The 12393-nt window shown below is 38.8% G+C and carries 10 protein-coding genes; 8 read left to right on the top strand and 2 right to left on the bottom strand.

Annotation, left to right across the window (positions count from 1 at the left end; genetic code table 11):
• The first annotated feature begins 16 nt into the window (after positions 1-16).
• From ACTWQM_RS11105 to ACTWQM_RS11095, 3 genes are all read left to right on the top strand, one after another.
• Complete coding sequence (locus ACTWQM_RS11105; protein WP_443258218.1) at positions 17-829, top strand: uroporphyrinogen-III synthase; 813 nt, start codon at positions 17-19, stop codon at positions 827-829.
• A gap of 152 nt (positions 830-981) precedes the next feature.
• A complete protein-coding gene (locus ACTWQM_RS11100) occupies positions 982-1824 on the top strand; it encodes a sulfurtransferase (RefSeq protein ID WP_443258217.1) in 843 nt (280 codons plus the stop codon).
• Positions 1825-1826: 2 nt separating this feature from the next.
• Entirely contained in the window at positions 1827-2390 is a 564-nt protein-coding gene (locus ACTWQM_RS11095) for a DNA-3-methyladenine glycosylase I (protein ID WP_443258216.1), read from the top strand.
• Positions 2391-2927: 537 nt separating this feature from the next.
• Here ACTWQM_RS11095 and ACTWQM_RS11090 read toward each other — a convergent pair.
• Positions 2928-4355, bottom strand: a complete 1428-nt coding sequence (locus ACTWQM_RS11090) for an amidase family protein (RefSeq protein WP_443258215.1) — start codon at positions 4353-4355, stop codon at positions 2928-2930.
• Positions 4356-5401: 1046 nt separating this feature from the next.
• Here ACTWQM_RS11090 and abc-f point away from each other — a divergent pair.
• From abc-f to rsgA, 4 genes are all read left to right on the top strand, one after another.
• The gene (gene abc-f, locus ACTWQM_RS11085) at positions 5402-7027 is read left to right on the top strand and encodes a ribosomal protection-like ABC-F family protein (RefSeq protein WP_443258214.1); all 1626 of its coding nucleotides are present in this window, start codon (positions 5402-5404) and stop codon (positions 7025-7027) included.
• A gap of 68 nt (positions 7028-7095) precedes the next feature.
• On the top strand, positions 7096-7920 hold the full coding sequence (locus tag ACTWQM_RS11080; protein WP_443258213.1) for an aldo/keto reductase: 825 nt from the start codon (positions 7096-7098) through the stop codon (positions 7918-7920).
• Between the two features lie 246 nt (positions 7921-8166).
• Positions 8167-9063 (top strand): ectoine hydroxylase, encoded by an 897-nt coding sequence (gene thpD, locus ACTWQM_RS11075; protein ID WP_443258212.1) that lies wholly within the window; start codon positions 8167-8169, stop codon positions 9061-9063.
• Positions 9064-9340: 277 nt separating this feature from the next.
• Positions 9341-10405, top strand: a complete 1065-nt coding sequence (rsgA, locus tag ACTWQM_RS11070; protein WP_443258211.1) for a ribosome small subunit-dependent GTPase A — start codon at positions 9341-9343, stop codon at positions 10403-10405.
• A 162-nt stretch (positions 10406-10567) separates the two neighbouring features.
• Here rsgA and ACTWQM_RS11065 read toward each other — a convergent pair whose 3' ends face one another.
• Positions 10568-11107, bottom strand: coding sequence for an HD domain-containing protein (locus ACTWQM_RS11065; protein ID WP_443258210.1), 540 nt, complete (start codon positions 11105-11107; stop codon positions 10568-10570).
• A gap of 322 nt (positions 11108-11429) precedes the next feature.
• On the opposite strand from ACTWQM_RS11065, the gene ACTWQM_RS11060 reads away from it, so the two are divergent.
• A complete protein-coding gene (locus ACTWQM_RS11060) occupies positions 11430-12389 on the top strand; it encodes a DMT family transporter (RefSeq protein WP_443258209.1) in 960 nt (319 codons plus the stop codon).
• Positions 12390-12393 lie beyond the last annotated feature (4 nt).

Genomic DNA, 12393 nt, shown 5'->3' with positions numbered 1-12393 from the left:
GGAAGGGGGCATTGCAATGACCGGAATGGATGGTGTAAAAGTTGGGGTTGCTGCTACGAGAAAAGCAGGTGCAATTTCCACACTTGTACAGAAGAATGGTGGGACACCAGTAGTTTATTCGATCCAGGGCGAACAACAGTTAAATGAAAACATCTGTGAACAGAATGTAGAAGCGTTTCTCGAAAAACCCTTTGACATGGTGCTGTTGACCACCGGAGTTGGCATTGAAATCTTGGAGGCAACAGCGCTAGACCTTAATCGCCATTCTGAATTCATTCAAAAAATGGGGGAGACTAACCTGGCAGTTCGTGGAAGAAAGACTTTAAATTGGGCAAAAAAACATTCGTTGAGTGTACAAGTCATTTCAGACGATGGCACAATGGGGAGCTTGTTAGCTAACCTCGATGTTGAACGGCCAAACAGGGGTAACCGCATATTTTTACAAGCTTATAACCAGGATGATGCAGAGATAAAAAAGGAATTAGAAAATATTGGTTATTCTATTTACCTATCAAAACCTTATCATTATAAGGTACCTGATCATAAAACGTTGAGGTCCCTTAGAGAGGAAATAATCGCCCAAACACTTCACACAGTAATTTTTACCAGTAAAACCCAAGTTCAAAACCTGTTTAATAAATATGAACGACCTGAGGAAATAGTTGAGTCACTAAATAAAAGAGTCTTGGCCGCCGCAATCGGAAAAGTAACAGCGCAGGAATTAGAACAAAGAGGGGTTTCCAAAGTGTTCCAATCAAGTACGTCAAAAATGGGAGCCATGGTCGTCGAACTAACGGAGTATTTTAAACAGAAGTCAAATAGAGTTTGAAAGTTGTTCAAAGGCCAAAGGGTCTGTTTTCCACTGGTTAGGAAGTTAAAAAATTTTGAAATTATGGATAACTGTTTGATATAATTCAGACATAAAACTGTCAGGTTATTTTCTATTGTGTAGTATGTTGTGAGCGAAATAGGAGGGCGATTATGTCGATTATAGTGAATGATACGTGGCTGAAAAACCGCCTGGAAAATAAGTTGGAGAATACAGTTGTCGTTGATGTCCGATTTCAGTTGAATGACCCTGAGGCTGGGAGAAAAGCTTACTTGGAAAGTCATATTCCACATGCAGTTTATTTGGATTTGAATAAAGATTTATCAGGGAAAGCAGAGAAACACGGTGGTAATCATCCATTACCAGATATGGATATGTTTGCTGCAAAGATCGGCAATATCGGAATTGACCATGATACAGCAGTTGTAATCTATGATCAGCGAAATGATATGTTTGCCGCGCGTTTATGGTGGTTGCTTGATTACATGGGTCACGACAACGTATATTTTTTAGATGGTGGCTTTGAAAAATGGGTAGAGCAAGGTCATGAGGTATCATCGGAAATACCGATTCTATCTGCAACAGATTTCCAGCCAAATTTTCGTGAAAACCAGGTTGCTGACATTGATGAGGTAAAAGAAAAACTGGATAATAAATCTGCAGTATTAATTGACTCACGTGGCAGAGATCGTTATTTAGGAAAAACAGAACCTTTATATAAAAAAGCAGGGCATATTCCTGGGGCCAAAAACTATTTCTGGAAAAATGTTTTAGATGAGAATGAAAACTGGAAAAATGACACTGACCTTCAAGAGAATTTTTCCTCATTATCTAAGGAAGATGAGATAATCGTCTCTTGTGGCTCAGGGGTCTCCGCATGTCCGAATGTGCTAGCTTTGAAGAAAGCTGGTTATAAAAATGTTAAGCTTTATCCTGGTAGTTTCAGTGACTGGATTTCATATGAAGAAAATGAAATTGAAAAGAAGGACGAATAGAAATGGATATAAAACGCTGTGAATGGGTAACCGATGAACAAATATATATTGACTATCATGACCATGAATGGGGAAGGCCAACACATAATGATCAGGAATTATTTGAAATGCTCTCACTGGAAGGTGCTCAAGCGGGTCTGAGTTGGATTACGATATTAAAGCGAAGAGAAAACTACCAAAAAGCTTTTGATTACTTTGATCCCAAGATCGTTAGTAACTATAATGAAGGTAAAGTTGAAGAGCTGTTAAATAATGCAGGAATTATCCGCAACAAACTCAAGGTTAATTCAGTTGTCACGAATGCCAAAGCGTTTCTACAGATTCAGGAGGAATTTGGTGACTTTGACAGTTATATCTGGAATTTTGTTGGTGGTGAACCTGTTCTAAACAGCTGGGATACGCATGCTGATGTCCCTGCCTCCACTAAAGAGTCAGAGGCAATGAGTAAAGACCTGAAGAAACGCGGGTTCAAGTTTGTTGGTCCGACTATTTGCTATGCATTTATGCAAGCAACAGGGATGGTTAACGATCATACGAAGGATTGTTTTCTGTATCATGATAAATAAAAATAGGCTGGGACAAAAGTGTTCCAGTTAAAGTGAAATCCGAACTATGATTCAAAATTCTTGAATAGAATTCGAATAGTTCGGATTTATTTTTATTGCTTATTTGGTATAAACTGCGAAGTAACATGGAAAAATTGTTGAGTGCTATGACACCGCTTCGGAAATACACTACGCTTTCCGTGGGCGGCTGATGAGCCTCCTTGCTCCTACGTCGCTGCGTAGTCTCATCTAGGCCTCAGCTCCCACAGGAGTCTCCGTGTATTTCCTCCGCTGTTGACTGGAGTAGGAATCGCTATAACTGTGTGACAGCTATACTAGTCCGGGTGAGTGGAGGACGGTGCCCGCGGAAAGCACCCGCCCGTAGCGATCCCGGACGGCGGGACGAGAGTTTATAGAGATTATTCCAGCAGTTACTTCGTATTTTCTATTAACTACTTATTAGACCCCTACCATTGAAATTGAACATTCTAAATATCCTTGCCTGTTATTATTCGTCTTTAACGTGGGAAGTTTTAGTTATGTCCCTGTCTCTATTTTTTACACTTTAGGTGCTTTTCTATGTTTTGTTGCTTGTTCATAGGCATAAGCTAATTCGATTAGTTTTTCTTCTGTGAAGGCTTTTCCTGTAAATGTTATGCTGACCGGTTTTCCTTCTGTTGTATATCCTGCTGGAACGGTTATGGAAGGGTAACCTGCTTTTGCCGCGATACCGGCACCATAATTATTCGCAAATATTAATGCGTCTAAATTATTCTCGTTCATTGCTGCGTCGATACCTTGTTCCTGTGACATCTGAATATCATTTAATCTGGCATTAATATATTCTGCCTCAACCAGTTTTCCGCTTTTATCATCTGACTGCTCGAGAACAGTTTGTCCGTATTTTAGCGCTTCTTCTCCATAAAATTCATTTAACTGAATGACCTCTTCTAACGAATGAACTGGGAAGTTATTGGTTAAGTTTTTCAAGTATGCATTTACACCACTTTTAAACTCATGAAGGAGTACGTTAACATCGTTTAAATTGGTGGGCAAGCTAATTGGGTCAATCAATTCTGCACCTAATTTTTGTAAATCTGCTAAAGCTGTGTTAATTATGGTTAGTTCTTCATCATCAAGTCCTTTCAGGTAATCACGTGAGATGCCAAGACTGGCTTTATTTAATCCGTCCTTGTTTAGAGATGAGAAGTAATCTTGTGTAAGACCTTCCGTGATAAGTGAAGTAGCTGCATCTTTTGAATCTGCACCTGAGAGCACCCCTAATAAAGTGGCAGCATCTTCTACAGTACGAGTCATGGGACCAGCAGTATCCTGGCTGTTTGAGATTGGAATAATTCCTGTTCTGCTTAATAACCCAACAGTAGGCTTAATGCCAACAAGTGAGTTACTGCTTGCCGGGCTGAGAATTGAACCACTGGTTTCTGTACCAATTGCCCCTGCAGCAAGGTTAGCTGTAACGCCTGCACCAGAGCCTGCGCTGGATCCTCCAACATCAAATTTACCTTGGCCATATGGGTTCATTACCTGGCCGCCTAACGAGCTGTATCCATTTGGCATATCGTCTGTCATAAAATTTGCCCACTCTGTCAGGTTCGTTTTCCCCAGGATAACTGCACCTGCTTCGCGCAATTTTTTCACGATAAAGGCATCTTCTCTTGCATAATTGTTTTCCAGCGCCAGTGAACCTGCAGTGGTATGTGTTTTATCTCCTGTATCGATATTGTCTTTTATCAGGATGGGGATACCGTGGAGTGGTCCACGTGGTCCCTTTTGTTCTCTCTCAACATCCAATGCTTCAGCGATATGCAAAGCCTCAGGATTGACCTCTAAGACGGCGTTAATTGTTTCGTTGTGTTTAGCGATACCTTCTAAATACATCATTGTTAGTTTTTTAGCTGTTAGATTTCCGGTTTCCATTTCGTTCTGCATCTCGGATATGGTTGCTTCTTTAAGTGTGAATGACAATATATTCTCCCCTTTGGTTAAAAACTTTTATCGTATGTTATTCGATTTTCTGATTCCACTGTACTGTAAAAATGAAAAATCACATAATTATAAGTTCATATTAACATTTTTACTGATTCATTATCCTACTATTTTTAAATTTAGCGAAAATTGCATCATTTATATTGTGGCAGTATACTTATATCAAATGGTAATGAATTGGTAGTGCGAATTGCGAAATTCGTCGGAAGATTTGTACAGGGAACTTGTGAAATGAATGAATAAAAGTCAGTTTCGCAGTTTTTGGTACTGGGCAAGCGTAAATTTACGCTATAATATCGCACGAAGAAAATTAGTTTGTATGTTCGAACATATTCTGCCTCCTTGAAGTTTTCCCATAGCTAAGAAGACACTATGAAAAAGTAAGCTGACCATCCACTTGACGATAACACATCTCTCTGAGTAACTAGTGGTAGACTGAAGTTAGGTATACTAAACCTAAAGGAGTTGAGCGTTATGGCAGATAAAGAACAAGATAAGAAGGAGCAAGAACGATTCACGCAAACTTTTGAACAAATTGAAATAATGCACAATCCAAATACTAAGAAATCCAGCAATAAAGAATAGATAATTGAAACAACTGAACGGGAAACATATAATGAACAGTCTATCATGATTGATTCGAGAGTCGCGGCAGTTTATATCAACTATGTTAGGATTTCATTACTTTGATAAAGCAATAATCTTTTAGAAAACAGCCTAGGCATTATTGACTCAATACAGTTTTTCGAATAAACTAAATTTAAAAGGAGGTGGGTTAGGTGAATTTTACTGGTAGTGGCATAGCAAAATTCAAAGAATATCTTTGGATGCGTTATGCGATTTTTTCCGATGTTTCTTTATAAGGGATACGTATGTCCTTTTTTAAGACAACATAACGGAAAAAATACCAGAAGGAGACATCTACCCACAAACGGAATTATTATCTAAAAGGCGGTGGAGAATGACTCTCTATCGTCTTTTTTATTTCTTAAAGTAGTGTCTCTTCTAAACGGAGGAAGAGAATAATGATTATATGCAGTATACAAAATGTCACACAGTCAATTGCCGCGAACACAATCTTTGAAGAAATTTCATGTGAAATCAAGCAAGGTGACCGAATAGGATTGATTGGAAGAAATGGAGAAGGGAAGACAACTTTATTAGATTTAATAGCTAAAAAGACGCAACCTGTTGAAGGCACGATTACCTGGAAAAAAGATTCGACAGTGGGGCTATTGCAACAAGTACCGCAAATTGCTGAAGATAGAAAAGTCGAAGCAATACTCTATGATGTTTTTGCAGCTATGGAAGAGTTAAAACGACAAATGTCAAAATTGGAACGTGCCATGTCAGATGAAACGGACCCAGAAAAGTTAACACGTCAAATTGAGAAATATGGATCGTTACAGGAAAAATTCCAGCAGGATGGCGGTTATGAAATTGATTCGCAAATAAGAAGAATTATGAGTGGACTTAAAATAGATGAACTGGCTGAAAAAGAATGGCAGCAACTTAGTGGTGGTGAGCGGACAAAGGTTGGTTTAGCACAATTACTACTAAAGTCACCTGACCTGTTGCTATTGGATGAGCCAACTAACCATCTGGATCTCTCAGCGATTGAATGGCTTACAGATTTTATCAATAACTATCATGGGACAATTATTATTGTTTCACACGATCGTTACTTTTTGGATGAAACGGTAACATCCATTCTGGAGATGGATCAAGGTCAACTGATTAAATATCATACCAATTACTCAAATTATGTAAAAGAACGAGAAGAGCGTTTACTTCAGGAATTTCAACAATATGAAGACCAGCAAAAGAGAATTAAAAAGATGAAAGAGACAATTAAAAGACTGAAAGAGTGGGCTAATCAAGCTAACCCGCCTAATGCCGGATTACATCGCCGGGCAAAAAGTATGGAAAAAGCTTTAGCCCGAATCGAATTGATGAAAAGACCTATTCTGGACCATAAAAAGATTGATCTTGATTTTCAAGCGAATAAACGAAGTGGAAATGATGTTGTGTTCGTTGAAAGGGCTCGAAAAGCTTACGGTGAAAAGCAGTTATTTTCAAACATTAATATGCATGTTCGATTTCAGGAACGAGTCGCCATTATTGGTGAAAATGGTAGTGGAAAATCAACAATGCTGAAAATGATTTTAGGTACTGAAAGACTGGATGAGGGTGAGATGAAATTAGGCAGTAATTTGTCAGTAGGATTCTTATCGCAGCATATGTTTGAGATGGATGGTGAAAGGTCTATAGTTGATGAATTCCGTGATCAGGTTCATGTTACAGAAGGTGATGCACGAGGGATATTGGCGAAGTATCTTTTTTATGGGAAAACAGTCTTTCAAAAAGTGAAAAGTTTAAGTAGCGGAGAAAAGATGCGACTTCGGTTGGCACAATTAGTGCACCAGAACCACAACCTGCTAATTCTGGATGAACCAACGAACCATTTGGATATCGAGTCAAAGGAAGTATTGGAGGAAGCTTTAGATCAATTTGATGGAACTATAATCGCTGTCTCACATGATCGTTATTTTCTTGATAAGATTTTTTCAAAAACATACTGGCTGGTTGAAGAAAGCCTTACGAAATATGAAGGGAATTATACCTTTGCGAGGGCAAAGCGACAAGCATAGCATTTTTTCCTGTGTATTCCATGTGATAAACTATACTTCATTACAGCATGAAAGGGAGATTTATTAAAATGCAATATATTACATTAAACAATGGTAATCGCATGCCCCAGCTTGGGTTTGGTGTGTGGCAGGTACCCGATGAAGAAGCAACTCCAGCTGTATCAAAGGCGCTTGAAGTTGGATACCGATCGATTGATACGGCAAAGGTATATGAAAACGAAAGTGGAGTAGGTAAGGCACTAGCAACTAGCTCTGTGTCGCGTGAAGATTTATTTATAACAACAAAGGTTTGGAATAGCGACCAGGGTTACGACAATACACTAAAGGCATTTGATAAAAGTCTGGAAAAACTGGGAATTGAATATGTTGATTTATATTTGATTCACTGGCCAACCCCGGAATTTGATGACTATGTCGAGACGTATAAAGCGATGGAAAAGCTTTATAATGATGGCCGAGTTAAAGCAATCGGGGTTTGTAATTTTAACATTGAACATCTTCAGCGTTTGTTGGATGAATGTGATGTAGTGCCGGCTGTGAATCAAGTGGAATGCCACCCATATTTACAGCAAATTGAGCTAAAAGATTTCTGTGAAAAGCATAATATTTACTTGGAAGCTTGGAGCCCGCTAATGAATGGCGGGGAAGTTTTAAATAACGATGCAGTAAAACAAATTGCAAGTAAATATGGCAAAACTTCAGCACAGGTAATTATCCGCTGGCACCTTCAATCTGAAGCAATTGTAATTCCAAAATCAGTTACACCATCGCGAATAGAAGAAAACTTTAATGTGTTTGATTTTGAATTAAGTGCAGATGATATGAATGAGATTGCTAAACTGGATTGTAATGAGCGAAAAGGTCCTGAACCAAGTGAAATGAATAAGCGGTAAGAAAGGGACAGACGCGGGTTGAATCTTCGTCTGTTTTTAAGTTTACTATCTTAAGATAGCGGGTAATTTGCAATTATAGAATAGTAATTATATAATAATTCCAAACAATTTTTATATTAGGATATTAACTCCTAAATAATACTGACAAATATTCGTTATATAGTTGCAGGGAAGTTTCCTGGTGATGTCGGGAACTTAACAATATAGAAAGCTTTTATGAAAAATACTTAGTAGGGAGTGTTTAGAATGAAAGATCTATATCCTTCAAGAAAAAAGGACCAACCGGAAATTTTGGAACGGAAGGACCCTGTGATACACACAGATCGATCCCTTGATCATCAGGCTCCTATTTCCAAACAACAGCTTGATTCTTATGAAAAAAATGGGTTTTTGCAAATTGAGAATTTCTTCTCAGATGAAGAAGTTAAAGATATGCAGAGAGCCATTTTTGAATTGCAGGATTCTACTAAAAATGTCACGTCCGATAAAGTAATCCGAGAGCCGGAAAGTAATGATATTCGTTCCATTTTTCATGTTCATAAAGATGATAATTACTTTAAAGATGTCGCAAATGATCAGCGAATACTGGATATTGTTAACCATTTGTTGGGGAGTGATGTTTATATTCATCAATCTCGCATTAATTACAAGCCAGGATTTAAGGGGAAAGAATTTGACTGGCATTCTGACTTTGAAACATGGCACGCAGAAGATGGTATGCCACGGATGAGAGCTGTCAGCTTATCAATTGCATTATCCGATAACTATACGTTTAACGGGCCTTTGATGCTTATACCAGGGTCCCAAAACTACTATGTCAGCTGTGTAGGGGAAACGCCTGACAATAACTATAAAGAATCACTGAAGAAACAAAAAGTCGGTGTGCCTGATGAGGATAGCCTGCGCTGGCTTGCTGAAAAAGGCGGAGGCATATCTGTGCCAACAGGAAAAGCAGGCTCGATCACGCTGTTTGAGAGTAATACGATGCATGGTTCAACAAGTAATATTACTCCATACCCGCGCAACAACCTATTCATGGTGTACAACAGCGTGGAAAATCGTTTAGTTGAGCCGTTCTCAGGCAATAAGAAACGTCCAGAGTATATAGCTGTAAGGGATAGTGGAATACCAGCGATGAACTAGCGCTAAAAAACAACAACTAGCCAGGAAACTTTCCTGAGTATCTTAGCTAGGAGGAAAGCAGATGTCTTTTATAACAGGCATCTGCTTTTTTTCAACTTGACTTTTTTCAGAAAAAGTATAATTATTAAATTATAGAATTTTGTTCATCCATTTTGAAAGGAGTGGTGTTTTATGGCAATTGTAAATCAAATTTCAGTAAACCAGCACACACGCAGCGTGGAGGGACAGTCCGTGTAATGTACGACTTTTCCTCCAAATAGAAGGAGGAATTTTTTAGTTGGAAAAATTAAAACAAATCGGATGGGACGATTCCATTCAGGATATTAAAAAAGAAAATCTTGCCCGTGTTATTACGGTGCGGAAAAATAGTTACCGGGTTACTGATGGTGACATGGATTACTTCGCACATTTAAGTGGAAAATTTTTAAATCAGGCATCTTCGCCACTTGATCTTCCCGCAGTCGGAGATTGGGTTGATGTGCAAAAGTTATCTAATGAACGTAAAGCAGTAATCAACCGGGTTCTGACAAGAAAAAGCCAGTTTATCAGACAGGCTGCCGGCACGAAGACCGAGGCGCAAATTGTCGCAGCTAATATGGATACTGTATTTATCGTTAATTCACTAAATCATGATTTGAATCTGCGTCGTATTGAACGTTATATATTATCAACGTATGAAAGTGGTGCATCACCTGTAGTTGTATTAACGAAAAAGGATGAATGCACTTCAGATGAAGTTCAGAATGTTACGATTCAAGTGGAAGAGGTTGCGATTGGTGTACCAATTGTAGCTATTAGTAACGTGACACGAGAAGGTATTGATGAATTAATGGAGCATCTAGCACCACAACAGACTGCTGCATTGCTCGGTTCATCAGGTGTCGGTAAGTCAACATTGGTGAATACGCTTTTGGAACAGGATATACAGGATACAAAAGGTGTCCGTGAAGCCGACAGCAAAGGCCGTCATACCACTACTCACCGGGAGATGTTCAGGCTGCCGAATGATGCTCAGTTAATTGATACACCGGGGATGCGTGAACTACAGCTATGGGAAGGCGAGTCAGCGATTGAAGCTACATTTCAGGATGTTGAAGCATTTGAAAAAGAATGTAAATTCAATGATTGTCAGCATGATACAGAACCAGGCTGCCGTATTCAGGAAGCATTGATTCATGGTGAGTTGGATGAGGATCGTTACCAAAGCTATCTCAAACTTCAACGAGAACTCGCATATGAAAAAAGAAAACAGAATCAAAAAGCAATGCTGGAAGAGAAAAGTAAATGGAAAAAAGTATCGAAACAGCAAAAGGACAACTATAATTTCCGTAAAATGCGATGAAAATAGAGCGTTCTTCCTTATTTTAACAGGGGAGACGCTCTTTTTTTAAGTCGGCTGAATAATGAAGTTGAGAAACCTTTGCCAGATATAGGGGGCTTCGCTTCAACCGGATCCGGAGAACTTCAACCGGATATGAAGAACTTCAACTAGATTCGAGAAACTTCAACCAAATACCCGCTTAACCGCGTTCGCGAATTCCTGAAAGTAGGCGGGCACTTCGTTATCTGCTAATCCAGCATTCATATTTTCAGCAATTGATTCGTTATACCATTTCTGCTGATTGTAACCAGCATTGAAATTCTCCCACAGCTTATCACCTTGGCGTGCATATTCTTCTTCCATAGAAAGCAGGTTATCTAATTTGTCAGCAACAATTAGGTATTTCACTTCTTTTTCGGCACTTTTTACAGTGTCAATTGTATGCTGTTTGCGCTCCTGCCATGATTTTGACTTATCCTCTGTGTGGGAAGCTACGAGATGTGCAACCCTTGGACCAAAGACTGATTCTATATCCTCGATTTCATAGGAGGTGTCCTCGACGACATCATGCAAATACCCGGCGCAAATAACTTCTTCACTAAATCCGGATTCTTCCAATCTCTCTGCGACACGAATCGGATGTGTAATGTATTGTGCATTTGAACTTTTTCGTTTCTGTCCTTCATGTGCCTTTTCAGCAAATGCCTTTGCCTGTTGTATCATGTGTTTTCCTCCTTCTCATTTGGCAGAGTTATTGCAAACGCTTTTGTGAGCAAATATAGAAAGTATAACTACTTTCTTACTGCATAAGTGCAACTAAGGCAATTCGCCCAAAGGCTTAGCGAATCCAAGTTTTCTAATATAACTGTACTATTAAATTCGTTATTTTGCTATGCTTTGGGTTAGAATCTTATACAGATCTAGAATAAGCTTCTTCCAATCTAGTAATCAAGCAAGTATACTTAATGATAGGACTTCATAGACACGTGACAGTAATTTGGCTTGCTAATTGGTAAGCCGTTTGCAATAAGAAAGAAGGGTATAGATGAAAAATGAGCAATCAATCGCCATTTACTTCTGGCTGCTGCTCGTACCTTTATTTTGGGGAGGGGCTTTTGTAGCGGCTGAGCATATTATTACGGAGATACCTCCTGTTACAGCGGCTGCCTTTCGATTTGGATCAGCTGGTATTTTGTTGCTCGTCTTCATATTAGCACGAAAAAAACTGGATATTGCAGCTATTAAAAAGCAATGGCTCTCCATATTGTTAATGGCGATAACCGGTATCTTTGGTTACAACTTTTTCTTTTTTACAGCATTGGATATTACCTCAGCTATCAACGGGTCACTCATTGTTGCAACAACGCCTGTTCTTCTGACATTGGGTGCTGTGCTGTTTTTAGGTGAAGCCTGGAATAAACAACTCGGATTTGGCCTTATATTGTCACTAATGGGAGTTGTTGTTGTAATTTCGAAAGGGTCAATAGCAACGTTGGTGAATCTTGAGTTTAATTCAGGTGATCTATTATTTATTGGTGGGTTAATTTGCTGGGTTAGTCACGGGTTGTTAGGTAAAATTGCTATGCGTGATGTTTCCCCTGTTGTAACGACGACTTTAACAACATTGACAGGCTCCATATTTCTTGTCGTTTTTTCTATCCCGGAAAAGGGTTGGGACGATATTTTTACTATGTCTACTCAAGCCTGGGGGGAAATGTCATTTATGATTATTTGCTCTTCTGTCGCAGGTTTCTTATTATGGAATTATGGAATTAAACAAATTGGAGCAAGCAAAGCGAGTATATATATGAATTTAGTACCAATTAATACTGCGTTGCTTGCAATATGGCTATATACTTCTCCGATTACATGGTCGCAAATTGCTGGTATGATAATGGTAATAACAGGTGTTTACTTTGTAACATTTCATCAATATTTGAAGAATAAACGTGTAAGCCAAAAAATGGCTCGTTTTGAAGTTAAATCAGTAAATATTAAGAGTTAGGGTG

Origin of the sequence: Virgibacillus sp. L01, assembly GCF_052246775.1 — a bacterium.
GTDB lineage: Bacteria > Bacillota > Bacilli > Bacillales > Amphibacillaceae > Lentibacillus.
This window is presented reverse-complemented; position numbering and strand designations above follow the sequence as displayed.